We start from the raw sequence: 26647 nt of genomic DNA, 5'->3' as shown, positions 1-26647 counted from the left end.
CGGCACGGTTCAACGCTGCGGGGCGCGCATGCCGCCGCGCGGCAGGCAGCCGAGCAGCCTGTCGAAGGCCGGCGCGATGTCCTCCTCCGGCACGCAGGCATACCCCAGCAGCAGGCCGCGCTGCACGGCAGCGCCGATGAAATAGCGCGACAGCGGCCGCACCATGATGCCGCGCTCGCGGGCGGCGGCGGTGATGGCCACGTCGTCGGCATCGTCGGGCAGGCGCAGCACCAGGTGCAGGCCGGCATTGCTGCCGTGCTCGTGCAGCGCGCCGGGGCCGAGGTAGCGCTCGAGCAACGCGGCCAGGATGGCGCGCCGCCTGGCATACAGCGGCCGCATGCGGCGGATGTGGGCGGCATAGTCGCCCGCCTGCATGAATTCGGCGACGGTTGCCTGCGTCATCAGGTGGCCGGCCCGGTATAGCTCGGCGTGCGCGGTCTGGAAGGCGCCGGCCAGGCTGCGCGGCAGCACCAGGTAGCCCATGCGCAAGCCCGGATAGAGGGTCTTGCTGAAGGTGCCGATATAGATCACCGGCGCATCCGGTTCCATGCCCTGCAACGACGGGACCGGCTGTCCGGAAAAACGGAACTCGCTGTCGTAGTCGTCCTCCACGATCCAGCTGCCGCGCTGGCGGGCGTACTCCAGCAGCGCGCGCCGGCGCTTCAGGCTCATCACGGCGCCAAGCGGGTACTGGTGCGAGGGCGTGACGAAGATAAAGCGCGGCGCGGGCATCTCCCTGCCGGCTTCGGTGTCGGGCAGCGTCAGGCCCTCGTCGTCCACCAGCTTCGGCACCATGCCGATATCGCTGACCTGCAGCACGCCGCGGATGCCCCAATAGCTGGGTTCCTCCACCCACGCCTGGTCGCCGGGCGAGCCCAGCATCCTCACCACCAGGTCGATGGCCTGGTGTATGCCCTCGGTGATCAGCACCTGGTCCGGATCGCAGCGCACCGACCGCGCCACGCGCAGGTGCGCCGCCAGGGCTTCGCGCAGCGCCGGCAGCCCGCCGCCATGGCTGTAGCTCAGCCACTCCGGGTGCGGGTTGCGCCACAGGCGGGCCGAGATCTGCGCATAACGGCGATGCGGGAAGCGCGTGACGTCGGGAACGCCCGGCATGAAGGCGCCCCATTGCGTGGGCGAGGCCGAGGCATTGGCCAGCAGCCGCTGTCCGCGCGGCGACAGCCCGGGCATGGCCTGCGGCCCGACCTCGGTCGCCGGCACGGCGGCGGCGTTCAGGTAGCGCTCCGGCGCGGTGGCGGCAACGAAGGTGCCGCTGCCGGTGCGCGCGTACAGGTAGCCCTCGGCCAGCAGCTGGTCGTAGGCAAACATCACCGTGTTGCGCGACAACCCCAGCTCGGCGGCCAGGTCGCGTTGCGGCGGCAGGCGCGTGGCCGGCGCAAGGCTGCCGTCCTGTATCGCGCCGCGGATGCATTCGTAGAGGCCCCGGTTGAGCGGTTTGCCCAGTGCCGCCGTGCCTTCGGGGCCCAGGCGCTGGAGCAGCTGGTCGCCGCAGATCGATTTCAAATTGGCACCATCGGAATTGCAAAAGCGGTACTGGATTATAGGGCCAAGGCCGGTTGAAATGGCTGGCATCGCTGGGCCCCTGTCAGCGGTGCCCGTTTCGCGAGTCGGCCGGTGCCGACAGTCCTCACCGCACAAAGACCATGAAAAACCTCGAACTGAACCAACGCCGTACCCTCGCGACGCCGCGCGGCGTGGGCGTGATGTGCGATTTCTACGCCGACCGCGCCGAGAACGCCACGCTGTGGGACGTGGAAGGCCGTGCCTACACGGACTTCGCCGCCGGCATCGCCGTGCTCAACACGGGCCACCGCCACCCGCGCGTGATGCAGGCCATCGCCGCGCAGCTGGAGCGTTTCACGCATACCGCCTACCAGATCGTGCCCTACCAGGGCTATGTCGCGCTGGCCGAGCGCATCAACGCGCTGGTGCCGATCCAGGGCCTGAACAAGACGGCCCTGTTCACCACCGGCGCAGAGGCCGTGGAGAATGCCATCAAGATCGCCCGTGCGCATACCGGCCGCCCCGGCGTGATCGCTTTCTCGGGCGCCTTCCATGGACGCACGCTGCTGGGCATGGCGCTGACCGGCAAGGTGGCGCCGTACAAGATCGGCTTTGGCCCGTTCCCCTCCGACATCTACCACGCCCCGTTCCCCAGCGCGCTGCATGGCGTCAGCACTGAGCGGGCGCTGCAGGCGCTTGAAGGCCTGTTCAAGACCGATATCGATCCGGGCCGCGTGGCCGCGATCATCGTTGAGCCGGTGCAAGGCGAGGGCGGCTTCCAGGCGGCGCCGGCCGATTTCATGCGGGGCTTGCGGGCGGTGTGCGACCAGCACGGCATCGTGCTGATTGCCGATGAAGTGCAGACCGGCTTTGGCCGTACCGGCAAGATGTTCGCGATGTCGCACCATGACGTGGAGCCGGACCTGATCACCATGGCCAAGAGCCTGGCTGGCGGCATGCCGCTGTCGGCGGTCAGTGGCCGGGCCGCGATCATGGATGCGCCGCTGCCCGGCGGCCTCGGTGGCACCTATGCCGGCAATCCGCTGGCGGTGGCGGCGGCGCACGCGGTCATCGATGTCATCGAGGAAGAAGAGCTGTGCGAGCGCTCCGCCAGCCTGGGCCAGCAGTTGCGCGAGCACCTGTTGGCGCAGCGCAAGCACTGCCCCGCAATGGCCGAGGTGCGTGGGCTGGGTTCGATGGTTGCCGCCGAATTCTGCGATCCCGCCACGGGCCAGCCAAGTGCCGAGCATGCCAAGCGCGTACAGACGCGTGCGCTGGAAGCCGGCCTGGTGCTGCTGACCTGCGGCACCTATGGCAACGTCATCCGCTTCCTCTATCCGCTCACCATCCCGCAGGCGCAGTTCGACGCGGCGCTGGCGGTGCTGGCCCAGGCGCTGGCCGAATAAGGGGAACACATGGAACGCCAACATACCGCGCTGTTGCGCAGCCATTGCCTGATCGACGGCGAATGGACCGGAGCGCAAAGCGGCGCAGAACTCGCCGTCTTCAACCCGGCGACTCAGGAACGGATCGGCTCGGTGCCCCTGGCCGGCGCGGCTGAAGCCGAACAGGCGGTGCGCGCCGCCGAGCGCGCGCTGCCGGCATGGCGCGCGCAGACGGGCAAGGCGCGTGCCGCCGTGCTGCGCCGCTGGGCCGACCTGATGCTGGCGCACCAGGAAGACCTGGCCCGGCTGATGACCGCCGAGCAAGGCAAGCCGCTGGCCGAGGCGCGTGGCGAGGTGGCGTATGCCGCGAGCTTCCTCGAGTGGTTTGGCGAGGAAGCCAAGCGGGTCGATGGCGAGGTGCTGGCCAGCCCGCGCAGCAGCCAGAAGATGCTGGTGCTGCGCGAGCCGGTGGGCGTGTGCGCGGCCATTACGCCGTGGAACTTCCCCGCGGCGATGATCACGCGCAAGGTCGGCCCGGCGCTCGCCGCCGGCTGCACCATCATCGTCAAGCCGGCCGAACAGACGCCGCTCACGGCGCTGGCGCTGGCCGTGCTGGGCGAACAGGCCGGCGTGCCGCGTGGCGTGCTGCAGGTGGTGACCGGCGACGCCGTGCAGATCGGCGGCGTGCTGTGCGCCAGCCCGGTGGTGCGCAAGCTCAGCTTTACCGGCTCGACCGCGATCGGCAAGCTGCTGATGGCGCAGTGCGCCGGCACCGTGAAGAAGCTCTCGCTGGAACTGGGCGGCAACGCGCCGCTGATCATCTTCGACGACGCCGACCTGGATCGCGCGGTCGAGGGCATCCTTGCCTCCAAGTTCCGCAACAGCGGCCAGACCTGTGTCTGCGCCAACCGCATCTATGTGCACGACCGCGTCTACGACGAGGTCGCGCGCCGGCTGGTCAGCGCGGTCGAACAGTTGCGGCCGGGCCATGGCGTCGACAGCGGGGTCACGCAAGGCCCGCTTATCGACGCCGATGCGGTGGCCAAGGTCGAAGCGCATATCGCCGATGCGCTCGCGCACGGCGCCACGGTGCTGACGGGCGGCCAGCGCCATGCGCTCGGCGGCACCTTCTTCGCGCCGACGGTGCTGGCCAATGCGACTGCGTCGATGCGGGTCGCGCGCGAGGAGACCTTCGGCCCGCTGGCACCGCTGTTCCGCTTCACCAGCGAAGCAGAAGTGGTGGCGATGGCCAACGATACCGAATCCGGGCTGGCCGCTTACTTCTTCTCGCGCGACATGGCGAAGATCTGGCGCGTGGCGCAGGCGCTCGAGTACGGCATGGTCGGCATCAATACCGGGCTGATCTCCAACGAGGTGGCGCCGTTCGGCGGCGTCAAGCAATCGGGGCTGGGCCGCGAAGGCTCACGTCATGGCATCGACGAGTATCTGGAGACGAAGTACCTCTGCATGGAAGTCGAATAACAACAATGGGGTGAGGAACACCCCACCACCAGGGCGGGGCACGGCGCACCCACGCAGTGCGCTGGCCCCACGGAGACAAGACAGTCCGGCAAATGCCGGCGCCAGGTGGGCGACTCCGGTGCATGACCTGCGCAAACTTCCAGGAAACGGAAGGGGGCGGACAGGACGCGCGCCGGGATCAGCCCAACGCCAATGGCACGCATATTGCGGACTGGGAAGTGCCATCCGTTGCTGTCAGCGGATGCCATTTCTTCTATCGATGAGGGTACAAAGATGCGTTCCACTGCTATCCGCAGCCTGCTTGCAGTTACCATGCTGGCGGCCTCTTCACTGGCACTTGCGCAAGGCGCCCGCGACTGGCCCAGCCAGCCGGTGCGTATTGTCGTGCCATTCCAGGCCGGCTCGGCCACCGACCTGATCTCGCGGCAGATCGGCATCGGGCTCGGCAAGGAATACGGCCAGACCTTCGTGGTTGAAAACCGGCCGGGCGCCGCCGCGATGATCGGCAGCGAAGTGGCCGCACGCGCGCCGGCCGATGGCTATACGCTGCTGATGTCCGGGCCGGCGTCGATGGTGACCAACCGGTTCCTGTACAAGAAGCTCAGCTATGACCCGGATGCGTTCGAGAAGGTGGCGGTGGTCGCGGTCACGCCGAATATCCTGTTGTCCAACCCGTCGCTGCCGTTCAAGACGTTGCCCGAAATGGTCGCGTATGCCAAGGCCAATCCGGGCAAGCTGACCTATGCCTCCTTCGGTGCCGGCACCACTTCGCATATCGCCGGGGAGATGCTGAAGGCCGCGGCCGGCATCGATATCGTCCATGTGCCGTACAAGGGCGCCGGCGAAGCGATCCCGGCGCTGCTGTCCGGCCAGGTGTCGATGTATTTCGACACCATCATGACCGGCCTGCCGTATGTGAAGGCAGGCAAGCTGCGCGCGCTCGGCATGTCCACCGGCAAGCGCTCGCCCAACGCGCCGGAGATTCCGACGATTGCCGAGCAGGGTTATGCCGGTTTCGATATCGCGCCCTGGTATGGCATTGTCGCGCCCAAGGGCACGCCGGCCGACGTGGTCAGCAAGCTCAATGTCTCGATCAACAAGCTGCTCAAAGCGCCGGAGTTCCGTGAACGCCTGGCTGCCACCGGTGCCGAGCCGCGCGGCGGCAGCGTCGGCGATTTCAGCGCGATGGTCAGCGCGGAGATCCCGCGTACCGAAAAGCTGGTCAAGCAGTCCGGCGTGACTTTGCAATAAGCCGCGTGCAGCAACCCTGGGGCGCCGCCCGCGCGCCCTTTCATCTGTTCTGAGTGGAGTTCTCGATGTTGCCTTTCGACTGGACCTTTCCCTACCCGTCGCAAAAAATGCCGCTGCTGGCCGCCAACGCGGTCAGCACCAGCCAGCCGCTCGCCGCGCAGGCGGGGCTGCGCATGCTGTACGAAGGCGGCAATGCCATCGACAGCGCCATTGCCAGTGCGATTGCGCTGACCGTGGTGGAGCCGGTCATGAACGGCATTGGCGGGGACATGTTCGCGCTGGTCTGGCACGAGGGGCAACTGTACGGGCTCAACTCCAGCGGCCGGGCGCCGGCGCGCTGGACCCTGGATCATTTCGCCGGCCACGACAGCATGCCCCAGGTGGGCTGGGATACGGTGACCGTGCCGGGCCAGGTCGCGGGCTGGAAGGCGCTGTCGGCCCGCTTCGGCAAGCTGCCGTTCGCGCGGCTGTTCGCGCCGGCCATCGAGTACGCCGAGCAGGGTTTCCTGGTGTCGCCGCAGATCGCACGGCAATGGGCCGCGCAGGTGCCGGTGCTGGCCGGCCAGCCTGGCTTTGCCAAGGCGTTCCTGCGCGATGGCAGGGCACCGCAGGCAGGCGAGCGCTGGCGCTTCCCGGAGCAGGCCGCCACGCTGCAGCGCATCGCCGAGAGCGATGGCGAGAGCTTCTACACGGGTGAACTCGCCGCGCGCATCGTCGCGTTCGCCGAGGAAACCGGAGGCGCCATCCGCGCCGACGACCTGGCCGCGCATCGCGCCGCCTGGGTCCAGCCGATGGCGCAGCAGTTCCGCGGCTACACGCTCCATGAAATTCCCCCGAACGGCCAGGGCATCGCCGCGCTGATCGGCCTTGGCATCCTGGACCGCTTCGACGTGGAAAGCATGGGCTGCGACAGCGCCGGCTTCTACCACGTCAGCATCGAGGCGATGAAGCTAGCCTTCGCCGACCTGCACCGCCACGTGTCGGACCCGGCCACCATGCAGCACGCGCCCGCCGCCTTCCTGGATCCGGCCTATCTTGCCGAGCGCGCGGCGCTGATCGACATGAAACGCGCCGGCACACCCACCGCTGGCGTCCCGAAGAGCGGCGGCACCGTCTACCTGTCCAGCGCGGATGCGGCGGGTTCGATGGTGTCGTATATCCAGTCCAACTACCGCGGCTTCGGCTCTGGCGTGGTGGTGCCCGGCACCGGCATCGCGCTGCATAACCGCGGCGCGGGCTTCAACCTCAAGCCCGGCCACGCCAACTGCGTGGCGCCGGGCAAGCAGCCGATGCACACCATCATCCCGGGCTTCGTCACCCGCAATGGCGAGCCGGTGATGTCATTCGGCGTGATGGGCGGCTCGATGCAGGCACAGGGCCATGTGCAGATGATGGCGCGGCTCGCTGCCTTCGGCCAGAATCCGCAGGCCATGAGCGATGCCCCGCGCTTCCGCGTGGAGCACGGGCCGGTGGTGAATGTCGAGGCGCACCTGCCGCCGGACGTGGTCGCCACGCTGCGCGGCATGGGCCATCGCGTCGAGGTGGCGCCGCGCGACAGCCTGGAGTTCGGCTCGGCGCAGCTCATCTACAAGGCGCCGGACGGCTATATCGCGGCCTCGGACTCGCGGCGCGACGGGCAGGCAGTGGGGTTTTAGGCGGGCGCGGGCGTTGCGGGGCAACCCGGCCGCGTCGGCGTCGATGGCCTGGTCAGCTCAGCTTGATCTGTGCCTCGCGAATCAGCGCACCCCATCTGGCGTGCTCCGCACGGATATGCGCGGCGAATGCGGCGGGCGGCGTCGGGGTTGCGATGCTGCCTTCCTGCTTCAGCCGTTGCTGGACATCCGGCCGGCTCATGACCTGGAGGGTTGCTGCCGCGAGCTTTGCTGTCACCTCGGCCGGCAGGCCCGCCGGCGCGACCAGGCCGAGCCAGGTCGTTACCTCGAAGCCCGCGAAGCCCTGTTCCGCGACGGTGGGAACGGCTGGCAGCGCGGACAGGCGCTGCGCCGAGGTCACCGCCAGTGCGCGGATCTTGCCTGCAGCAAGCTGCGGCATGACCGACACCGTGTTGCCGAAGCAGGCAGCCACCTGGCCGCCAAGCAGGTCGTTCATGGCCGGGCCCGCTCCCTTGTAAGGCACTTGCATCAGGCGCACGCCGGCCCGCCGCGCCAGCATCTCTCCCGCAAGGTGTGCGACCGTGCCGTTGCCCGGCTGGGCAATGCCGGTCTCGCCGCTGCGCGCTTTTGCTGCCTGGATGAAGTCGGCGAGCGTGCGCAGCGGGGAGTCCTGCCGCACGACCAGCACCACCGGCTGCGCCGCGACGCCGGCAATGGGCGTGAAGTCCTTCAGCGGATCGAACGGCATCTTCGGGTAGAGCCCGGGGTTGATGGCGAGATTGGCGGCCTGGCCCATGCCGATGGTGTAGCCGTCCGGCGCGGCCTTGGCCACCATGTCCAGGCCGATGTTGCCGCCGGCGCCGGGCTTGTTGTCGATCACCACGGTCCAGCGCTCGAGCGTTGCCAGCTTCTCGGCGATCAGCCGCGAGGTGGCATCGGTGCCGCCCCCGGGCGGGAAGGGCACCACCAGCCGGACAGGCTTCTGCGGCCAGGGACCTTGCGCCCGGACGAAGCCGGAGGCGGCTAGCGTCATCGCTGCGCCGGCCTGGATAAACTGACGTCGTTGCATCGTTGTCTCCGTAATCTTTGTTGTGAGGCCATGACGTAAGGCGAAGGCCCGTCAGACCGGCAGCCCCTTGGCCCGCAGCGTGGCATCGAAGCGCTCCGGATCCGACGTTCCCGTGGCATTGCCGGCGCGGATCTTCGTTTCCTTCTCCAGGTGGGCGCGCGTGCGCGCGAGGATCTCTGCGGCCTGCGCTGCCGGCACCGCGATCACGCCATCCGCATCGCCCACGATCAGGTCTCCCGGCATCACCGCCATGCCCGCGCAGGTGATCGGCACGTTGATCTCCCCGGGACCGTCCTTGGTCGGGCCGCGATGGGTATTGCCGCGCGCGAAGACGGGCATGCCGTCTTCGGCCCATTCCAGCACGTCGCGGATCGCGCCGTCGATCACCAGGCCGGCAAGCCGTTTTGCCACGCAGGTGGTGCGCATCAGTCCGCCCACCAGCGCCTGGGTGACATCGCCTGCGCCGTCGATGACGAGCACGTCGCCGGGGCGGACCATCATCAGGGCCTTGTGGATCATCAGGTTGTCGCCGGGCCGCACGCGCACGGTAACGGCCGGGCCGCACAGCACTGCCTCCGGCCGCCGATGGTAGGGACGCAGGCCGATCGTGCCGATCTGGCGGCTCATGGCGTCCCCGACGGCCGGCACCGGCAGCTCGCGGAATGCCGCGATCAGCGGGGCCGGAAAGCCGTCGGCGCAGGGGTTGATGCGGTATCCCGCCGGCCATGACAGGGCCGTGGCTTGCTCGGTGTGCATGGGTATCTCCTGGAAAACCGGGTGGGAAGGGTGGCAGCCAGCCGCTATGCGATGCGCTGGCCCAGCCCGGCAAGCACGCCGGGATTCACGCACCAGGCCGGCGCCGGCGGCGTCCCTTGCAGGTAGCCGAGCACATTGCGCACGGCATCGCTGGCCATGGCCGCCAGCGCCGTCGGCGTAGAGCCGCCGACATGCGGCGTCAGCACGACGTTGTCGAGCGTGAGCAGCGGGCTGCCTGCCGGCAGCGGCTCGACGGCCATGGTGTCGAGGCCCGCGGCATGGAGCTGCCCGCCGCGCAAGGCGGCAACAAGGGCCGCTTCGTCGACGAGCTCGCCACGGGCCGTGTTGATCAGGATGGCGCCATGCCGCATGCATGCAAGCTGGGTGGGGCCGATCATCGCGCGCGTGTGCGGGTTCAGGGGAGCGTGCAGGCTGACCACATCGCTCACGGCAAGCAATGCTTCCAGCGTGTCGAAACGGGTGACGCCGGCGGCCGGCACTGCAGTGCCGGCCAGGGCGGGATCAAAGGCCGCGACCTGCATGCCCAGTGCCAGGCAGACGCGCGCCACGCGTTGCGCGACCTGCCCGAATCCGACCAGGCCGATGGTGCGCCCATGCAGTTCCACCCCATCCTGCGCGCGCGACCACCGGCCCGCGCGCAACTCGCTATCCATCCACGTCACACGCCTGGCGGCGGCGAACATCAGGCCAAGCGTGAGTTCCGCCACCGACTGGGCATTGGCGCCGGGCGTCACGTAGACGGGAATGCCACGCTTTGTGGCCGCGCCGACATCGATGTTGCTGACGCCCACGCCATGCTTGGAGATCACCTTCAGCGTGGGGCAGGCGTCGATGGCGGCACCGGTCAGATCCACGGTGCGCGAGATCACCGCGTCTACCGGCAGTGTGCCGAGCAGGTGATGCAGCTCCTGCGAGTCATCGGGGTTGGCCAGGCAGTGCAACCTGGCGTTGGCGGCTTCCAGCAGGCGGACGCCGGCATCGGCAAGGCGGGGCGCGGTAACAAGGACGGTGTAGGGCATGGCTGCGATCGGTTTGGTATGGGGCCATTCTTGTCCCGCCAGTCAGATGCCGTCCAGCTTATAATTTTCCTTATTCGATAAATATAAGTAATCAGTCGTGCCCCGACTTCCCGACCACCCGATGCGGAGTGCCGGTATGGATTTGCGTGACCTCAAGTACTTTCTTGCCGTGGCGAATGCCGGCAACTTCCGGCGTGCGGCCGAGCTTGTGCACCGTAGCCAGCCAACCCTGACCAAGGCGGTGGACCGGCTCGAAGCCTCGCTGGGCGCGGCACTGTTCGAACGTGACGGCAGGGGACAGAAGCTGAGCGCGGCAGGGACCGCGCTGCGCGCCCGGGCCGCCGGCCTGTTGCAGGAGGCGGAGCTGGTGCGTGATGAAGTCGGGGCCATTGCCCGGGGCGTTGCGGGTACGGTGAGACTGGGCAGCGGACCGCTGGGCGCGGAATACCTGTTGCCGCCGATCTGCAGAATGCTGCTGCGCGAAGCCCCCAACGTGGTGCTGCAACTGAGTATTCGCAACAACTACGAGCTACGCGGCGATCTTCGGGAAGGGCGCGTGGACGTGATTCTCGGCTTCGTGCCGGAACAGGAAGACGAGTTTCACTGCGAGACGCTGCTGAAAGACACCGTGGTCGTAGCGGCATTCAGGGGGCATCCGATCTTCCGGGTGCGCAAGCCGGGGCTGGAAGCGCTGACCGGATATCGTTGGGCCCTGCCCAATCGCGCCGTCCCCAGCCGGACCTGGCTCGACCACACGCTGGAGTCGCGCAGCCTGCCGCGGCCCGTGGTGCAGATCGAGACCAACTCGATCCCGCTGATTCCCCGTGTGGTCGCCGATACCGAGCTGCTGACCTTTGTCTCGCGCCGCACCCTGCGCGCCAGTGGTGGCGAGCTGGCGGAAGTGCCTTTGCCCGCTGCCACGCTTGTGCGGAACTTCGGCATCACGTTTCGCAAGGACCAGCCGCTTTCGCCCGTGGCAGACCGGCTGATCCGCCTGCTGCATGATTTTGGCAAGACGCTCTTCGACCAACTCCACTGAGGCGTGCGGCTAGCGCGCCCACGGCGCCTGCGTGGAGCGCGGGGCCCGTCACAGCGGCGCAGGCTGGGGCTGGCTGGCAGGCGTGGCCGCGGCGGGCTTCTTGTTGTCAGTGCCGCTATATGAGAAGTACCTCGCCTTCGCGCCCCTGGCCCAGTACGCCACGGTGAAGTGCTTGCTGTCGCGCCCATAGAGCAATTCCAGGCTGCCATTGGCGGCGGCCCACTCGGCGTAGCCATTCTCCGCCGCGCCTTCAGTCTTGCGCAGGGGCGCATAGCGTTCGTCGAGCTTCTTGCGCACCTCATCCAGGGCCGTGCGCTCGAATGTCATCGTGATCAGCGCCACGGTGTCCTGCGCGTCGCAGTTCAGGATCACGCGCGTCAGGCCCGGGAGGTGGAAGCGCTCCAGGTGCCTGAGCTCAACGGCGTCGCCACCGGCCCACTCGGACTTGCCGGTCCTGGCGTGATTCTGCGGCGGCGCCAGGCGAGAGCACCTGGCCTTGCCCAGCTCCAGTCCCAGCGGCGCCGCGGTGTTGCTGGCTGCGTCAGGTTGGGCAGGGGATGCGGCATGGATCGAAACAGATGCCAGCAGGGTGGCGCAGAGCAGGGCGACCTGCTTCAGGTTCAGGCGGGAAAGTGCTTTCACGGTCTTGAGGGAAGTTGTCAGCCGGGGATTCTACGGCTTTCTTGCCTCCTGCCATGCATCTCCACGTCTGCCCGTGGCCCTTGCACCGCCGGGCTGCTTGTCATATAGTTCTATTCATAGAACTATAGAAGTAAGACAGGAGCAAGGATGGAGACAAGGACTGGAGCGCTGGCTGGCGTCAAGGTTGTGGACATCACGGCCGTGTTCATGGGCCCCTCGGCCACGCAGATGATGGGCGACCTCGGCGCGGATGTGATCAAGGTGGAGCCGCCCACGGGCGACAGCACCCGTGGCATCGGACCTTGCGGCAATGAGAAGATGGGGCCGCTTTTCCTGGGGCTGAACCGCAACAAGCGCAGCATCGTTCTGGACCTGAAGTCGCCGCAGGGGCGCGAGGCGCTGCTGCGCCTGGTGGCGGATGCGGACGTGCTGGCCTACAACGTCCGGCCCCAGGCGATGCAGCGGCTCGGCCTGGACTACGAGACGCTGGCGCAGATCAATCCGCGCCTGGTCTATGTCGGCATGTTCGGCTTCTCGCAGCGCGGACGCTATGCCCCGCAGGCGGCGTTCGACGACCTGATCCAGGCAGCCACCGGGCTGCCCCAGGCGGTCGCCATGGGCACCGGCGACATTCCGCGCTATCTCCCGCTGACCATTGCCGACCGTTCCGTCGGGCTCTATGCCTTCGGCGTGATCTGTGCCGCGCTCTACGCGCGGGCGAGCACCGGCCGCGGCCAGCGCGTCGATGTGCCGATGTTCGAAACCATGGTGCCTTACGTGATGGGCGACCATCTCTATGGCGAGACCTTCGTGCCAGCCAAGGGCGGATTTGGCTATCCGCGCCTGCTGTCTCCCGAGCGCCGGCCCTACCGGACCCGCGACGGCCATGTCTGCTGCCTGATCTATCACGACCATCACTGGCGTGCCTTCCTGAGGGTGATCGGCAAGCCCGGCCTGTACGACACCGATCCGCGCTTCGCGGACATCACCACCCGGACGGCGCACATCACCGAGCTCTACGGCATGGTCAGCGACGAACTGGCCAGGCGGACCACGGAGGAATGGCAGGTGCTGCTGAAGGAGGCGGATATTCCGGTGTTCCCGATGCACACCTTTGAATCGCTGCTCGATGATCCGCACCTGAATGACATCGGCTTCTTCAGCGAAACCGACCACCCGGCGGTGGGCCGCATCCGCGAAATGGCAGTGCCCAGCGAATGGCACGGCACGCCGCCATCGCAGCGCCGTCATGCCCCGGCCCTGGGCGAGCATAGCCGCGAGGTGCTGCGCGAGGCCGGCTACAACGAGGCCGACATCGACAGCCTGATGGCATCCGGCGCATCGCGCGAACCGCGCCAGGCATCGGCGCATGCGACCGGCACGGCAAGCGAGGCCTGAACATGAACGAAGAACTCCTGAGCGAAGTCCGCGGCGCGGTCCTCTGGCTGACCATCAACCGGCCCGAGCGCCGCAACGCGATCAATCCGGCGGTGCTGGACGGGCTGCACGCGGGAATCGATCGTGCCAATCATGACGAGGCCATCCGCGCCGTGGTCATCACCGGGGCCGGGGACCAGGCCTTTTGCGCGGGCGCCGACCTGCAGAGCGGCAAGTCCTTTGCGTTCGACTATTCGGAGCCGGGCCAGCGGCTTGCCGACCTGCTGCGCCAGGCGCGGCGCTCCAACGTCCCGCTGATCGCTCGCGTCAACGGCGCCTGCATGGCGGGTGGCATGGGGCTGATGGCCATGTGCGACATGGCGGTGGCCAGCGAGCGGGCCGTGTTCGGCCTGCCCGAGGTCAAGGTGGGCGTGTTCCCGGCGCAGGTGCTGAGCGTGCTGCAGCAGCTGGTGCCGCGGCGCGTGCTCAATGAGCTCTGCCTCTGCGGCGAGCCGCTGACCGCGCAGGAAGCGCTGGCGGCAGGGCTGGTCAACCACGTCAGTGCGGACCTGGATGGCAAGCTTGACTGGCTGCTGGGCCGGCTGCTCGACAAGTCGCCCGCGGCGATCCGGCGTGGGCTCTATACCCTCAAGCATATCGATGCGATGTCCTTCGAGCAGTCGATGGCGTTCACGGAAAGCCAGATCGGCTTGTTCGCCATGACCGAGGACGCGCGCGAGGGCCAGCTCGCCTTCCGCGAAAAGCGCAAGCCGAACTGGACCGGCAAGTAAGCCAAAGGCAAGGAGACAGGACCATGCATGACAAGACAGTGCGCATCGGCGGCGCGTCCGGCTTCTGGGGCGACAGCAGCGTGGGCGCGCCGCAACTGGTGCGTCACGGCGATATCGACTACCTGGTGTTCGACTACCTGGCGGAGCTGACCATGTCCGTGCTGGCCTCGGCACGCCTGCGCAAGCCGGAGCTTGGCCACGCCACCGACTTCGTGACGGTGACGATGAAGAGCCTGTTGCGGGAGATCGTTGAGCGCAACATCCGCGTGGTCAGCAATGCCGGCGGCATCAATCCGCGGGGCTGCGCGCAGGCGCTGGCGGCGATCGCCGCCGAGCAGGGCATTGCCGTGCGCATCGCGGTGGTGGAGGGCGATGATGTCATGCCGATGGTGGCGTCGCTGCGCCAGGCAGGCATCACCGACATGCAGAAGGGCTTGCCGCTGCCGGACCAGCTGGTCAGCGCCAATGCCTATCTCGGCGCGCTGCCGGTCAGCAAGGCGCTGGACCAGGGCGCGCAGATCGTCATTACCGGCCGCTGCGTGGACAGCGCGGTGACCCTGGGCGTGCTGATGCATGAGTTCGGCTGGCAGGCGGACGATTATGACCGGCTGGCGCAGGGCAGCCTGGCCGGCCACATCATCGAGTGCGGCTGCCAGGCGACAGGCGGGCTGCATACCGACTGGGAGCAGGTGCCGGACTGGCCGGGCATCGGCTATCCGGTGGTGGCGTGCCGGGCGGACGGCAGCTTCCTGGTGGGCAAGCCACCCGCGACGGGCGGGCTGGTCACTGTTGCCACGGTCGGCGAGCAAGTGCTGTATGAGATCGGCGACCCTTCGGCCTATCTGTTGCCGGACGTGACCTGCGATTTCACGCAAGTGACGCTGCGCCAGGCCGGGCCGGACCTGGTCGAGGTGCGCGGCGCACGTGGGCGTGCGCCGGGCCACTGCTACAAGGTCAGCGCCACCTATATGGATGGCTTCCGCTGCAATGCCCAGCTGACCATCGTCGGCATTGACGCCGTGGCCAAGGCCGAGCGCACGGCCGAGGCCATCCTGGCCCGCACGCGCAGGCTCTTCGCGGAAAACGGATGGGGCGACTACACCCGCACCCGGGTCGAAGTGCTGGGCGCCGAATCCTGCTTCGGGCCACACGCCGCGGCGCGCCATACCCGCGAGGCGATCATGCGGCTTGCGGTCATGCATTCCGAGAAGGCGGCCCTTGAACTGTTCGCGCGCGAAATCGCGGCAGCCGGCACGAGCTGGTCGCCGGGCACCACGGGATCGGGCGGCGGACGCGCGAGCCCGTCGCCATCGATCCGGCAATACGCCTTCCTGCTGGACAAGGGCGCGCTGTCGCCGGCGGTGGTCATGGATGGCGTGCGGACTGCCGTCTCCATCCCGGCCGGGCACGCAGCGACGGACGCCGCCGCCCGCGCGACGGCGCAGGCGCAGGGTGCCGCCGCCAGCCCCGCCGGTGGCGACAGCATTGAAGTCCCTTTGGTCCGGCTTGCCTACGGGCGCAGCGGCGACAAGGGCGATATCTCCAATATCGGCCTGATTGCGCGCCGGCCGGAATACCTCGCGCTGCTGCGCGCCGAGGTCACGGCCGCGCGGGTGGCTGACTGGCTGGGCCACCTGGTGCTGGGGCCGGTGTCGCGCTTTGACCTGCCGGGCTTCGACGCGATGAACTTCGTCTGCGAGTCGGCGCTCGATGGCGGCGGCATGGCATCGCTGCGCAATGATCCGCTTGGCAAGGGAATGGCCCAGATCCTGCTGACGATGCCGGTGCGCGTGCCGCGGAGCCTGCTGTCATGACGCGCGCCACCGCAAGTGTCGCAGCCAATGACGGCATCGCGCTGGCCGACGACAGCGCCGGCGGCGTGACCCGCTACCGGCAGCTGGCAAGCGTGCTGCGCCACAAGATCGTCGCCGGCGAGTATCCGGTCGGGCACCAGCTGCCCACGGTGGAGCACCTCGCGCAGGCGTACGGCATTGCCAAGGTCACCGTGCGGCAGGCCTTTGCCTTGCTGACCGAGGAGGGGCTGATCAGCAGCCAGCGCGGGCGGGGCACGCACGTCATCATGGTGCCGTCCGGCCCGGGCGAAGGCATGCGTTCGGCCATCAATGATGTCTCGGTCGGCGCCAGCGATCTCGAGATCCGCATCCTGGAAAAGCGCAAGGATATGGCCCTGCCGCCCGGGCTTGCCACCTGCGGCGCGCCAATGGACCGCTATGTGATGCTGCGCAAGCTGCATGTGCATGACGGGATGCCGTTCTGCCTGATCGAGCTGTACGTGGCCGAAGCGGTGTTCGCCAGATTCCCGCGCGGCGGTGAGAAGCATCACAAGATTGCCCACTTGCTGCGGGAGCAGCTGGGCGACCGGCTTGGCACGATGCGCCAGACCATGACCGTGGAGCCGGCCGACGCCATGCTGGCGCGCGACCTGGACTATGCCTTTGCGGCACCAGTCGCGCGCATTGTCCGTACCACGCTGGATGTCGACGGCAACGTGCTCACGGCAGGCCGGTTCTGGTACCGAGGCGACCGCTTCATCCTCGACGTGGAGATGCCCGCGCAGCTGACCGATCGTTATCCCGAACTGGCCGTGCCGAAAGCTGCTCCCCGACAAGAGGACTAAACAGGAGACAACGCATGACATCGCAATTCGTAAGGCGCGCCGCCGATGTGCCCGCCTATTCCCCGGCAAACCATACCGGAACCGCCAACCAGCGCGTGATCGGCAAGGAGACAGTCGGGGCGCGGCGCATCGAGGTGCTGTTGGGCACGATTTCTCGCGGCCATGGCGCCTTGCCCCATGCGCATCCCAACCTGGAGCAGGCGTCCTACCTGCTGGCAGGCGAGGGCATCGGCGAGGTCGCCGGCAGGGCGCGCACCTTGCGTGCGGGCGACTGGGGTTTCAATCCGATGGGGGTATTCCACCGCTTCGAGGTCGTCAGCGACGAGCCGGTGCGGGTCATGGTGGTGTACGCGCCGCCGTACAGTGAAAACCCGAACGCCGCCGTGGTCGCCAGCGCAGCGGATGACCCCCGCTGCCGCGCGCAGGCGGACAGCCTGCGCGAGGTGCCGGCGCATGAGGCGGCGCAAAGCCTGCCTCACTACCATCGCGTGCGTGCAAGGCCCGTGATTACGCGCGACACGGTCGGCGCCCGGCACCTGGATATCCGCGCACTGGAACTGGAAGCCACGGGCGGCGCCGAAGCGCACGCGGTGGCGGCAACGGAGCAGGTGCTGTTCCTGCAGTCGGGTTCGGTCTGCGGCGAGATCAACGGCCAGCGCTTCTCAGCGAAGCCGGGGGACTGGGTCTTTGTGCCGGAGGGCGGCACTTTCAGCTTTGCGGCGCAGGGTGGCCCGTGCGAGGCCATCCTGGTGCGGGCGCACGACGCGGTGCCCTGAACCCGGCCCGCGCCAGGGTCCGAACCATCAACAGATGCCAAAGGCACGAGGAGACAAAGCATGATTCATCCATGCATGCGCAATATGGCCATCGGGCTGCTGTTGCCGCTGGCCGCGGTCGCAGCCGGGACGGCGCAGGCCGCGGACGCCAGCCAATATCCCGACAAGGCAGTCCGCGTCATCGTGCCGTTTCCCGCGGGCAGCGGCACCGACAGCAGCGCGCGCTTCGTCGGCGAGCGGATCACCGCGCAGACGGGCAAGCCGGTGGTGGTGGACAACCGCCCGGGCGCCAACGGCTTCATTGCCGCCAAGGCTGTAGCCGGCGCTACCGGCGACGGCTACACCATGCTGGTGACGACCAACACCACGCATGCAGCCAATGCGTCCTTGTTCAAGAAGCTGCCCTATGATCCGATCAAGGATTTCGCCCCGGCATCGCTGATCGCCAAGAGCGGGCTGGTATTGGTGGTGCCGCCCGACAGTCCGGTACGCACGCTGGCAGACCTGACCGCGCTGGCCAAGGCAAAAAATGGCGCGCTGACGTTTGCCAGCGGCAGTTCGTCGACCCGCATCGCCAGCGAACTCTACAAAATGCTGGCCGGCGTGCAGGCGCTGCACGTGCCTTACAAGGGGGTGCCGCTGGCCCTGACCGACCTGATGGGGCACCAGGTCGATTTCATGATCTCCGATATATCGCCGGCCATGACGCTGATCCAGGGCGGCAAGCTGCGCGCGGTCGCGGTGACCACCGCGCAGCGCAATCCGGTGCTCAAGGATGTCCCGACGATGGCGGAGAGCGGCCTGCCCGGCTATGAGATGGTGGCATGGTCGGCGGCCTTCTTCCCGGCCGGAACGCCAAAGCCCGTAGTGGACCGCATGAGCGAACTGATGCGCAATGGCCTGACCGGCCCGGCTGCCACCGACTACTTTGCCCGCACCGGAGGCCAGCCTGCGCCGTCGACGCCCGAGGAACTGGCCGCCTTTGTCCGCAGCGAGACCCTGAAATGGGCCAAGGTGATCAAGGCAGCGGGAATCGAGCCCGAGTGACGCAGAGGGGGGCATTGATGCGCGGAACGTTCCCTGCAGGCCCTACACCTTATGCGCTTGCGCGGCTTGCGCCGGCATGAAGCGGCGGGTGGCGGCCCAGAACACGAGTGCCAGCAAGCTGACCACGGCGCCCAGCACGCAGACGCCCCGCCAGCCGGCGGCGTCATAGACCGCCGTGGTGGCAATGGCGCCCAGCCCGCTGCCCGCCGCGTAGAACAGCATGTACGCGCCGACCAGCCGGCTGTGCGCCGCGGGATCGGTGCGGAAGATCATGCTCTGGTTGGTGACGTGGATGGCCTGGCCCCCCAGGTCGAGCAGCACGATGCCAATGGCCAGCGGCCACAGCGATGTCTCCAGCCACGACAGCGGAAGCCAGGCCGCCACCAGCAGCACCAGTGCCGCGAGCGTGGTCCGCTGCCCGAAGCCCTGGTCCGCCCAGCGTCCCGCACGCGCGGCCGCCAGGGCACCCACCGCGCCAACCAGCCCGAAAGCGCCGATGGCGGTATGCGACAGCCCGTAGGGCGGAGCGCTCAGCGGCAATACCAGGGCGCTCCACAGGATGTTGAACGCCGCGAACATCAGTAGCGCGATCGTTCCCCGGATCTGCAAGACCCGGTCGCGGCGCAGCAGCAGGAACATCGATGCGACCAGGCTGGCATAGCGCATCCGCTGGCCGGCGCTGGCCACCACTGGCAGCGCACGCCATAGCAGCCACGCAAGCACCAGCATCGCCGCTGCGGCGCAGACATAGACGTTGCGCCACCCGGCCATGTCGCTGACGCCGCCGGCAACCACACGCGCCAGCAGCAGTCCGATGAAGACGCCGCTCTGCGCGGTGCCGACCACGTGCCCGCGTTCATGCGGCCCTGCTGCCGCGGCCGCATAGGCGACAAGTCCCTGGGTCATGGCGGTGCCGAGCAAGCCGGTCAGGAGCATCCCCGCCAGCAGCACAGCAACGGACGGCGCCAGTGCCACGGCAGCCAGCGCGCCGGCCAGGGCAAGCACCTGTGCCAGCATCAGGCGGCGGCGTTGCACAAGGTCGCCCAGCGGCACCAGCAACAGCAGTGCCAGGGCACAGCCAAGCTGGGTGGCGGTGACCACGCCGCCGATGGCCCCGGCGCTGATGGAGAAATCCGCCATCAGCGCATCCAGCAGCGGCTGGGCGTAATAGACATTGGCAACGCTCAGGCCGCTGGCGCAGGCGAACAGCAGCACGGCGCCGCGCGGCAGGTTCGCGCGCGGTGCCGCAGGGCAAGTCGGAGGCGGTGCCGTCACCGGCGTAGCGGGGGAGGTTTCCATACCAGTCCATGTGGTTGCAAAATAAAACCAGTTGAAGCGTAAGCCTACTGGTTTTAAAATGCAACTACATTGACGGGCTGCACAGCCCCAAGGCAACCAAGACATGGCCACCCGCAAAGACCCGGGCGATGAAACCTGCCCCGTCGCGCGCACCCTGGAGCTGGTCGGCGAGCGCTGGTCGCTGATGATCGTGCGCGATGCCTTCGACGGCATGCGCCGCTTCAGCGACTTCCAGCGCAGCCTGGCGGTCGCGCGCAACATCCTGTCCGACCGCCTGCGCCGGCTGGTGGAAGCCGGCATCCTGACGACGCAGCCGGCTTCCGATGGCAGTGCGTATCACGAGTATGTGCTGACGAAGAAGGGAGAGAGCCTGTTCCCCATCGTATTGGCCTTGCGCCAATGGGGCGAACACCATCTGTTTGCGCGGGGCGAGCGGCGCTCGCAGATGGTGGAAAAGCGGACCGGGAAGCCGGTGCCGTTGATGATGCCCCGGACCAGCGACGGTGATGTGCTCTTGCCGGGGGAAGCGGAAGTGCGCAAGCCGCGCTAGGGGCGGGCGGTGACGAGGTCGTCAACAGTCGCCCGCTTTCCAGCACGGGCGACATGGTTCTTGCCTTTAGCTGCCCCGATACGTCCCGAAGCTCCACGGCGAACACAGCAACGGCACATGGTAGTGCTGCGCGGCGTCCGCGATGGTAAAGCGCACGGGAACGATGTCGGCGAATACGTCGGGGGTGCGGAAGTAGTCCGCCACCCAGAAGCGCAGCTCGAACTCGCCGGTGCGCGCCTGGGCCGGCGGCAGCATCGGCGTGTCGGTGCGGCCGTCGTGGTTGGTGCGGGTGCGCGCGATCAGCCGTGGCGGCTGGGTGGCGACGTCGAACAGTTCGACCTGCATGCCGGCCACGGGGCGGCCCAGGGATACGTCGAGCACATGTGTGCTGATGCCTGCCATGATGCGTTTGTCTCCGGGTTGGGCCGCGGCGTCAGCTGCCGCGGTAGTAGTTGTAGCTCCACGGCCCGAACAGCACGGGCAGGTGGATGCGCTGGCTGGCGTCGGTGACGCGCAGGCGCAGCGGGATCTTCGACAGGAAGGAGGGTTGCGGCAGGCTGGCCTTGCGCGCGGCAAAGTACTCGTCCGCGTGCAGGATCAGTTCGTAGGTGCCGGTGCGGTAGCTGTCGCCGATCAGCAGCGGCGGTTCGCTGCGGCCGTTGGCGGCCAGCGTGACGGTCTGCAGCGGCGTGCGCTGGCCATTGTCGATGCGGAACATCTCCACGCGCATGCCGGCCGCGGGCGTGCCGTGGTAGGTGTCCAGCGCGTGCAGCGTCAGGCGCGGGCTCAGGCCGCCTTGCTGCACCGGTGCTGCGGTCTGGTTGGGGGCCGCCGCATCGGGCGTTGCGCCCCAGCTGGCACCGGCCAGCAGCGCGCCGCCGCCCAGCGTCATCGATTGCAGCGCGAAGCGCCGGCGGGTGGGATCGAAGCTATGGTCGTCCATGTCAGGCCCCTTGCTTGCCGTGCTTGCCGCCCAGCTTGCGGATGCCAATCAGCACCAGCACCGCGGCCAGCACCTCGATCACCGCCACCAGGTACAGGCCGGAGGTGAGCTTGCCGGTGGTGTTCTTGACCAGCCCCATCACATAAGGCGCGCCAAAGCCGGCCAGGTTGGCCACCGAGTTGATCAGGGCCACGCCCACCGCGGCGGCGCTGCCTGCCAGGTAGCGGTTGGGCAGCTGCCAGAACACGGGGATGGCGCTCATGGTGCCGACCAGCGCGGCAGTCATGGCCAGCAGTGCGATCACCGGCGACAGCACCTGCGCGCCCAGCAGCACGGCCAGCACGGCCATGGCACCGCCACCGACCAGCGCCGCGCCGCTGAAGTGCCAGCGCACTTCGTTGCGGCGGTCGGAATGCGCGCCGTTGAGGATCATGCCGGCGGCGCCGCACAGGTAGGCCACGGCCGCGATCCAGCCCACCGCCATCGGCGTGGTGAAGCCCACGTCCTTGATGATGGTCGGGATCCAGAAGGTCAGCGTCGAGTTGGCGCACAGCAGGCAGAAGAAGATCGCGATCAGCAGCCACACCTTGGGGTTGGTGAAGAGCGTGCGCCAGTCGTGGCCGCGCTCGCCCAGGGCGGCGTTGTCGCGCTTGAGGGCGTCCTGCAGCACGCGCTTGTCGTCGTCGGAGAGCCAGCGCGCCTGCTCCGGCTTGTCGGTCATGTAGAACCAGGCAAAGATGCCGGCCAGCACCGACGGGATGCCTTCCAGGATGAACAGCCACTGCCAGCCGTGCATGCCGTTCACGCCAGCCATGCCGGTCATGATCCAGCCGGCCAGCGGGCCGCCCAGCACGCCGGCGATGGCCGAGGCGGACATGAAGGTGCCGAAGGCGCGCGCGCGGCGCTGCGACGGATACCAGTAGGTCAGGTACAGGATCACGCCCGGGTAGAAGCCGGCTTCGAACGCGCCCAGCAGGAAGCGCAGGATGTAGAACTGCGTGGGCGTGGTGACAAAGCTCTGCAGCATGCAGATCACGCCCCAGCAGATGGTGATGCGCATGATCGTCTTCTTGGCGCCGATCTTCTGCAGCAGCATGTTCGACGGCACTTCGAAGAAGAAGTAGCCAAGGAAGAAGATGCCCGCGCCCAGCCCGTACACGGCCTCGCTGAACTGCAGCGCGTCCAGCATCTGCAGCTTGGCGAAGCCGATGTTGACCCGGTCCAGCCAGGCCAGTACCCACAGCACCCCGAGGAAGGGCAGCAGGCGCCAGGTTACCTTGCGGTAGACGCTGTCCTCGGCGTCGTCGGCGGTGCCGGCGAATACCGGGATGCCTTGTTTCGTGATCGACATGATGTCTCCTGTCTTGTCGTGTTCTGCCAGGTCTTGCTTGGCGGCGGTGCATGCCGTCCGCCGGGTTGGGAGCAAGTATATGAATGGCCCGCCAATGCGAAACGAGGGGGCTGGTATAGGCCCCATAGCAGCGCCGATATGGGCTGCAATCCCTTGTGTGGCGCGGGTTTGCGGGAGACGGGGCGGACCTTCGGCGTACCTATGGATTACCCTAGTCAGGGCGTTTTCGGGGGTGCGCGCACGCGCGCCGGGCAGGCTCGTCCGGGTTGTACCGGTTGCCGTGCGGTGCGCGACACGCTACAAAGTTGCCATTGCCCGGCATGGCGTTGCCGCCCGGAGCGGCGGCGGCCGCACCCGCCAGGCCTCCACTTTTGCTGCCACGGACCCAACATGATTCGCGCCGACGACCCGTTCGATACCTACCTGCTGCGCGTGCTGTGCATCCTGATCGCCGAGCAGAGCGTGTCGCGCACGGCGATCCGCCTGAACCAGTCGCAGCCGGCCATCAGCGCCGCGCTCAAGCGCCTGCGCGCGATCTTCAACGACCCGCTGCTCACGCGCGAGAAGAACGTGATGGTGCCGACCGAGCGCGCGCTGCAGCTGGCGCGCAATGCCCAGGCCGCGCTCAGCGCGCTGGACAACCTGCTGGTCTCGGACGAGCGCTTCGATCCCGCCTCCACCGAGCAGAGCTTCGTGGTGGCCATGCCTGACTACCTGGCGCCGCCGTTCTTCGCGCACGTGGTGCGCGCGGTGCGGCGTGCGGCGCCGCACGCGCGGCTGTCGGCGCTGCCGCTGGGGGCCACCTTCGATTACGAGCAGGCGCTGTCTGCGGGTACGGTCGACATCGTGATCGGCAACTGGCCCAACCCGCCTGAGCACCTGCACCTGTCGGTGCTGCTGGAAGACGAGGTGGTGTGCGTGGTGGCGCAGGACAGCGTGCATGCGCAGCCCGGCAAGTTTACGGCCCAAACCTACCTGGGCGCCTCGCATATCGTGCCCACGCCGTATTCGCGCGACCAGCGCGGCCTGGTCGATGCCGGGCTGAGCACCATGCGCGTGCACCGGGACAACCGCGTCAGCTGTCCCTACTTCAACCTGGCGCCCAGCCTGATCCCCGGCACCGACCTGATCCTGACCACCGCGCGCCACTTCGCCAACTATCATGCGCAGCATGTGCCGCTTGCGGTGCTGGAGCCGCCGATCGAGTTCCCGTTCATGCGCTTCTACCAGCTGTGGCATCCGTCGCGCCACCGCTCGGCCGCGCATGTCTGGCTGCGCGGCATGCTGACCGCCGCCTCGCAGGAGCTGCGCGACCTGCGCGATATGCGCCGCTAGCGGTATCGGTTTCTGTTATGGGATCTATAGGGCGCGGGCTCTCGCCGCTGCGGCGGGCCGTTCCTATACTCGGCCCCGTATCCAACGATTCCCCATGCGCGGGATCCCTACGGGAGAAGCATCCATGTCTCAACCACTCGACCTGGCGTCGGTCAACGCCCTGGACGAAGCGGCCTTTGCCGATGCCTTCGGCAGCGTGTTCGAACACTTTCCGCAGGCCGCCGAGGGCGCCTGGGCGCAGCGGCCGTTCGCATCGGCAACGGCGCTGCATGGCGCCATGATGGACGTGGTGCGCAAGCTCGACGAGCCGCGCCAGCGTGATTTCCTGAACCTGCACCCGCAGTTGTCGGCACGCAATATCCGCGCGGGCACGATGACGGCCGATTCCAACGCCGAGCAGAAGAGCGCCGGCCTGGATGCGATGTCGGCGCAGCAAGAGGCCACGCTGGACCAGCTCAACGCTGACTACCAGGCGCGCCACGGCTTCCCGTTCATCATCTGCGTGCGCCACTACACCCGCGAAGGCATCTTCGCCGCGTTCGAGCGCCGGCTTGGCCGCAGCACGCAGCAGGAGCTTGACGAAGCGCTGGCACAGATCGCCGCGATCACGCGAGGGCGGCTGGCGGCGCGGCTGGCCGGTTGAGTCCAGCGCCTATCCAAAGGCTTCAAGCGCCAGCGCCAGCATCCCCACCAGGATGAGGCTGGCGGCCCAGACCGCCTCCAGGTTGAACCAGCTCCGCGACACGAACTTCAGTCCCAGGTAGCGGTAGACCAGCCATGCCATGGCGCCGCCCACGGCGAACATGGCCAGGGTGTGGATGACGGACACCAGCAGCGCCATGCCCAGGTTGGCGCTGGCGAGCGTGGCGGCGGCCTGGTGCCCCAGGTCCGTCTCGACACGGCAGAGGCCAAGATAGATCGGCACCAGCATCAGGCCGGCACCATGCGCGATCGCCACCGCGAACGACCATAGCGCCAGCCGCGATGGCGCGATGCGCACCAGTGCGCGCGGGTGGCCTCGCCTGAGCAGCAGCACGATGCCGCAGCCGATCAGCAGCACGCTGGCGCCGATGCGGATCTGCGCTTGCCAGGCGACCAGGGCCGCCAGCATGCCGAAAGGCAGCGTCACCGCCAATACCGCAAGCGCATGCCCGAAAGCCAGGTACCCGAGCGCAGCAAGGAGGGCGCGGCTGCTATGCGCCAGCAGGCCGTTCGCTACCGCCAGCGGCCAGCCCATGGCCGGGTTGATGCCGTGATAGAGGCCGCTGGCCAGCACTGCCGACCAGAGGCCGATCTGTTCCCAGGCGTGACCGGTCAAGCCTTGACCGACGGATAGCAAAACGAGTCGGTCGAGCAGTCGCCGCCTTCCAGCCGGATCTGGTGCGCGCGGTAGCCTTCCGGAAACTCGACCCAGTAGTCATCGGCCAGCGTCAGCCCGCCGTCCGGGCCGGCATGCGCCATGACCTGCGTGCCGGGGATGCCGTCTGGGTAGAACTGGTTGTCCCAGGTGGAGTAGAGCGAGTTGGTCCAGTAGACGCGCTTGCCGTCGCGGCTGATCTCGACCATCTGCGGGCCGCCGGTGAAGGGCTTGCCGTTGGGATGCGGCGTGCGGCGGACGATGCCGCCGATATGGACCGAGCCGGCGAGCTTCAGGTTGCGCGGATCGCTCACGTCATACTGCCGCATTTCGCCGGTGCCCCAGCAGGACACGTAGAGGAACTTGTCGTCGAGGGACAGATCGATATCGGTCACCAGCGGCGGCACGGCGCCGAAGCCCTGCAGCAGCGGCGGCAGCAGGCTTGCGTCGGCGGCTTCGGGCGGGATGGTTGCGGTCTTCTCGGCGTGGAACTTGCCGCCTTCGCGCCACCAGGTCCAGATCGAGCCTTCCAGGTTGGTGGTATCGACCACCACGCCAACAAAGCCGTATTCCCGGATCGGATCATGCGCAGGCCGGACTTCCAGCGCCATCTGGTGGTTGGCGCCAAGGTCGATGGTCTGCACGTTGCGGCGCGCCCGCAGGTCCCAGAAATGCAGCTTGTGCCCGTAGCGGTTGCCCAGCAGGTCCTCGGGCACCAGCCCGTTCTCGAACTGCGGCGGCAGGGCCCATTCGCTCGACACCATGTAGTCGCGCGGCAGGTTCCACCAGAAGTCGTAGTGCTTTTCCTGCTCGCCGCGGTCGATTTCCCAGCGGCCCAGCACGTCGAAGGTCTCGCAATCCATGATGAAGATGCCGGGCGCGCCGTCCGTGCCATCCGGGCCACCGCCCCCGAGCGTGCTGACATAGATGCCCTCCGGCCCGCAGTGCACGGTGTGCGGCCTGGAGTAGCCGGTCTTGCGGAAGATCTCGTCCGGTTCAACGATCTTGTGGATCCGTGCCTGGGTCGGGTGCGGCTTGGTGTCGATGATATACAGGCGCGACGAGCGCATGCCCGGAATGATCAGGTAGCGCCGTTCGAGAAACGCATGGCCGGTCAGCGGCGACAACGACGACGAGCACGCATTCCAGCCGAAATGGTGCAACTCGTCGCCCTTGTTGGTCATCGGCACGGTATGCACCACCTGGCTGTAGGTGGGCGAGCCGGGTTTGGCGTCGATCACCGCGAGCGCGTCTGGCTGCGAGGCGTCGGGGCTTAGCAGCACCGTATAGGCAAATGATTCCGCTGGTGCGCTGATCGCGAGTTTCGGCGAGGCGTGAAATGTCGGATCTGGCCGCATGTTCATGGTGAGCCCTCCTGGTTT

General features: G+C 67.9%; 25 protein-coding genes. 14 read left to right on the top strand and 11 right to left on the bottom strand.

The genetic code is table 11. From position 1 onward, the window contains the following. Window positions 1-9 precede the first annotated feature (9 nt). Window positions 10-1524 (bottom strand): MocR-like pyridoxine biosynthesis transcription factor PdxR, encoded by a 1515-nt coding sequence (gene pdxR / locus AC3WVS_RS11100; protein WP_492318672.1) that lies wholly within the window; start codon window positions 1522-1524, stop codon window positions 10-12. Between the two features lie 140 nt (window positions 1525-1664). Here pdxR and AC3WVS_RS11095 point away from each other — a divergent pair, with 140 nt between their 5' ends. From AC3WVS_RS11095 to AC3WVS_RS11080, 4 genes are all read left to right on the top strand, one after another. Beyond that, a complete protein-coding gene (locus AC3WVS_RS11095; protein WP_492318671.1) occupies window positions 1665-2930 on the top strand; it encodes a 4-aminobutyrate--2-oxoglutarate transaminase in 1266 nt (421 codons plus the stop codon). 9 nt (window positions 2931-2939) lie between these two features. Next, window positions 2940-4391: an NAD-dependent succinate-semialdehyde dehydrogenase gene (locus AC3WVS_RS11090; RefSeq protein ID WP_492318670.1), complete on the top strand. Its 1452-nt coding sequence runs from the start codon at window positions 2940-2942 to the stop codon at window positions 4389-4391. A 273-nt stretch (window positions 4392-4664) separates the two neighbouring features. Then, entirely contained in the window at window positions 4665-5642 is a 978-nt protein-coding gene (locus AC3WVS_RS11085) for a Bug family tripartite tricarboxylate transporter substrate binding protein (RefSeq protein ID WP_316154148.1), read from the top strand. 65 nt (window positions 5643-5707) lie between these two features. Beyond that, window positions 5708-7297 carry a gamma-glutamyltransferase family protein gene (locus AC3WVS_RS11080; RefSeq protein WP_492318669.1) on the top strand — a complete coding sequence of 530 codons (1590 nt, stop codon included), beginning with the start codon at window positions 5708-5710 and terminating at the stop codon, window positions 7295-7297. Between the two features lie 52 nt (window positions 7298-7349). Here AC3WVS_RS11080 and AC3WVS_RS11075 read toward each other — a convergent pair whose 3' ends face one another. From AC3WVS_RS11075 to AC3WVS_RS11065, 3 genes are read right to left on the bottom strand one after another with little or no spacing between them, the layout of a single operon-like run. Then, entirely contained in the window at window positions 7350-8324 is a 975-nt protein-coding gene (locus tag AC3WVS_RS11075; protein ID WP_492318668.1) for a Bug family tripartite tricarboxylate transporter substrate binding protein, read from the bottom strand. Window positions 8325-8375: 51 nt separating this feature from the next. Continuing rightward, window positions 8376-9080 (bottom strand): RraA family protein, encoded by a 705-nt coding sequence (locus AC3WVS_RS11070; RefSeq protein ID WP_492318667.1) that lies wholly within the window; start codon window positions 9078-9080, stop codon window positions 8376-8378. Window positions 9081-9124: 44 nt separating this feature from the next. Then, window positions 9125-10120, bottom strand: coding sequence for a hydroxyacid dehydrogenase (locus tag AC3WVS_RS11065; RefSeq protein WP_492318666.1), 996 nt, complete (start codon window positions 10118-10120; stop codon window positions 9125-9127). A gap of 136 nt (window positions 10121-10256) precedes the next feature. Between AC3WVS_RS11065 and AC3WVS_RS11060 the strand changes: the two genes are divergently transcribed. Then, window positions 10257-11159, top strand: a complete 903-nt coding sequence (locus AC3WVS_RS11060; protein WP_492318665.1) for a LysR family transcriptional regulator — start codon at window positions 10257-10259, stop codon at window positions 11157-11159. A 48-nt stretch (window positions 11160-11207) separates the two neighbouring features. Here AC3WVS_RS11060 and AC3WVS_RS11055 read toward each other — a convergent pair whose 3' ends face one another. Further along, window positions 11208-11801 carry a hypothetical protein gene (locus AC3WVS_RS11055; protein WP_316154142.1) on the bottom strand — a complete coding sequence of 198 codons (594 nt, stop codon included), beginning with the start codon at window positions 11799-11801 and terminating at the stop codon, window positions 11208-11210. Window positions 11802-11948: 147 nt separating this feature from the next. Here AC3WVS_RS11055 and AC3WVS_RS11050 point away from each other — a divergent pair, with 147 nt between their 5' ends. Genes AC3WVS_RS11050 through AC3WVS_RS11025 form a run of 6 tightly spaced genes read left to right on the top strand, consistent with a single transcriptional unit; the run spans window position 11949 to window position 18430 of the window. Further along, window positions 11949-13199: a CaiB/BaiF CoA transferase family protein gene (locus AC3WVS_RS11050; RefSeq protein ID WP_492318664.1), complete on the top strand. Its 1251-nt coding sequence runs from the start codon at window positions 11949-11951 to the stop codon at window positions 13197-13199. Window positions 13200-13201: 2 nt separating this feature from the next. Beyond that, window positions 13202-13969, top strand: a complete 768-nt coding sequence (locus tag AC3WVS_RS11045) for an enoyl-CoA hydratase/isomerase family protein (protein ID WP_492318663.1) — start codon at window positions 13202-13204, stop codon at window positions 13967-13969. A 23-nt stretch (window positions 13970-13992) separates the two neighbouring features. Further along, the gene (locus AC3WVS_RS11040) at window positions 13993-15783 is read left to right on the top strand and encodes an acyclic terpene utilization AtuA family protein (RefSeq protein ID WP_492318662.1); all 1791 of its coding nucleotides are present in this window, start codon (window positions 13993-13995) and stop codon (window positions 15781-15783) included. Further along, a complete protein-coding gene (locus AC3WVS_RS11035) occupies window positions 15780-16607 on the top strand; it encodes a GntR family transcriptional regulator (protein WP_492318661.1) in 828 nt (275 codons plus the stop codon). Before AC3WVS_RS11040 ends, AC3WVS_RS11035 begins: the two co-directional genes overlap by 4 nt. 14 nt (window positions 16608-16621) lie before the next feature. Further along, on the top strand, window positions 16622-17383 hold the full coding sequence (locus tag AC3WVS_RS11030) for a cupin domain-containing protein (RefSeq protein ID WP_492318660.1): 762 nt from the start codon (window positions 16622-16624) through the stop codon (window positions 17381-17383). A 60-nt stretch (window positions 17384-17443) separates the two neighbouring features. Continuing rightward, window positions 17444-18430 carry a Bug family tripartite tricarboxylate transporter substrate binding protein gene (locus AC3WVS_RS11025; protein ID WP_492318659.1) on the top strand — a complete coding sequence of 329 codons (987 nt, stop codon included), beginning with the start codon at window positions 17444-17446 and terminating at the stop codon, window positions 18428-18430. A 42-nt stretch (window positions 18431-18472) separates the two neighbouring features. On the opposite strand, the gene AC3WVS_RS11020 is transcribed toward AC3WVS_RS11025, so the two are convergent. After that, on the bottom strand, window positions 18473-19729 hold the full coding sequence (locus tag AC3WVS_RS11020) for an MFS transporter (protein ID WP_492318658.1): 1257 nt from the start codon (window positions 19727-19729) through the stop codon (window positions 18473-18475). 103 nt (window positions 19730-19832) lie between these two features. Between AC3WVS_RS11020 and AC3WVS_RS11015 the strand changes: the two genes are divergently transcribed. After that, window positions 19833-20279: a winged helix-turn-helix transcriptional regulator gene (locus AC3WVS_RS11015; RefSeq protein WP_492318657.1), complete on the top strand. Its 447-nt coding sequence runs from the start codon at window positions 19833-19835 to the stop codon at window positions 20277-20279. A gap of 66 nt (window positions 20280-20345) precedes the next feature. Here AC3WVS_RS11015 and uraH (AC3WVS_RS11010) read toward each other — a convergent pair whose 3' ends face one another. The 3 genes from uraH (AC3WVS_RS11010) to AC3WVS_RS11000 are packed head-to-tail and all read right to left on the bottom strand — an operon-like array spanning window position 20346 to window position 22573. Then, window positions 20346-20681, bottom strand: a complete 336-nt coding sequence (gene uraH, locus AC3WVS_RS11010) for a hydroxyisourate hydrolase (protein ID WP_011616942.1) — start codon at window positions 20679-20681, stop codon at window positions 20346-20348. Between the two features lie 31 nt (window positions 20682-20712). Next, window positions 20713-21222 carry a hydroxyisourate hydrolase gene (gene uraH, locus AC3WVS_RS11005; RefSeq protein ID WP_340526673.1) on the bottom strand — a complete coding sequence of 170 codons (510 nt, stop codon included), beginning with the start codon at window positions 21220-21222 and terminating at the stop codon, window positions 20713-20715. 1 nt (window position 21223) lies between these two features. Beyond that, entirely contained in the window at window positions 21224-22573 is a 1350-nt protein-coding gene (locus tag AC3WVS_RS11000; RefSeq protein ID WP_492318656.1) for an MFS transporter, read from the bottom strand. Between the two features lie 390 nt (window positions 22574-22963). Between AC3WVS_RS11000 and AC3WVS_RS10995 the strand changes: the two genes are divergently transcribed. Next, a complete protein-coding gene (locus tag AC3WVS_RS10995) occupies window positions 22964-23908 on the top strand; it encodes a LysR family transcriptional regulator (protein WP_492318655.1) in 945 nt (314 codons plus the stop codon). Window positions 23909-24032: 124 nt separating this feature from the next. Next, on the top strand, window positions 24033-24551 hold the full coding sequence (uraD, locus tag AC3WVS_RS10990) for a 2-oxo-4-hydroxy-4-carboxy-5-ureidoimidazoline decarboxylase (protein ID WP_492318654.1): 519 nt from the start codon (window positions 24033-24035) through the stop codon (window positions 24549-24551). A 9-nt stretch (window positions 24552-24560) separates the two neighbouring features. On the opposite strand, the gene AC3WVS_RS10985 is transcribed toward uraD, so the two are convergent. Together AC3WVS_RS10985 and AC3WVS_RS10980 are read right to left on the bottom strand one after the other, a co-directional pair. Next, the gene (locus AC3WVS_RS10985) at window positions 24561-25226 is read right to left on the bottom strand and encodes a hypothetical protein (protein WP_492318653.1); all 666 of its coding nucleotides are present in this window, start codon (window positions 25224-25226) and stop codon (window positions 24561-24563) included. Next, window positions 25223-26629, bottom strand: coding sequence for a selenium-binding protein SBP56-related protein (locus AC3WVS_RS10980; protein WP_492318652.1), 1407 nt, complete (start codon window positions 26627-26629; stop codon window positions 25223-25225). Before AC3WVS_RS10980 ends, AC3WVS_RS10985 begins: the two co-directional genes overlap by 4 nt. Between the last annotated feature and the right edge of the window lie 18 nt (window positions 26630-26647).

Source organism: Cupriavidus sp. CPT47-8839-RL05A (assembly GCF_058792255.1).
The sequence above is the reverse complement of the archived record's forward strand: the minus strand, read 5'-3'. Positions and strand labels throughout refer to the sequence as shown.